1 protein-coding gene and 1 pseudogene are annotated in these 511 nt (G+C 39.3%); both read left to right on the forward strand.

The features are described 5' to 3' along the window. A partial coding sequence (locus tag AC1DTM_RS31355; protein WP_477001805.1) for a ribulose-phosphate 3-epimerase occupies window positions 1–261 on the forward strand: 261 nt, incomplete at its 5' end. 57 nt (window positions 262–318) lie between these two features. After that, window positions 319–511, forward strand: a pseudogene (locus tag AC1DTM_RS31360) (thiamine diphosphokinase); the annotation flags it as partial.

A 511-nucleotide genomic window follows, 5' to 3' on the forward strand; every position in this document is an offset into this window, starting at 1 on the left:
GATATAGACATGGTATTACTTATGACAGTAAATCCTGGATTTGGCGGACAGAAATTTATTCATTCTGTATTACCGAAAATCAAACAAGTTGCAGAAATGGTTAAAGAGCGAAATCTACAAGTGGAAATTGAAGTTGATGGTGGTGTCAACGCTGAAACAGCAAGACTTTGTATTGAAGCAGGAGCGAATGTTCTTGTAGCGGGATCAGCAGTATACAATCAAAAAGACCGCGGTGAAGCAATTCGTGTAATTCGCGGATAAAGAATGAACCGTTATCCTAGTGAAGCTTCTAGTTCATTAAGACTTCACTATTTATACATGTTAGAGTGGCAAATAAGGAGAAAGGCAATCTACCGAATGGCAGATTGCCTTTTTACAATAGAAGGGGAAGGAAAAATGATTATTCATATTTTAGCGGGAGGACCTGCAGAATACTGCGCAGATTTTTCTCGGTATGAAAATGAAGAAGTAGTTTGGGCGGCCGTTGATAGAGGAGTGTACCGTTTGTTGA

This window comes from Bacillus sp. P4_D3 (genome assembly GCF_056401855.1).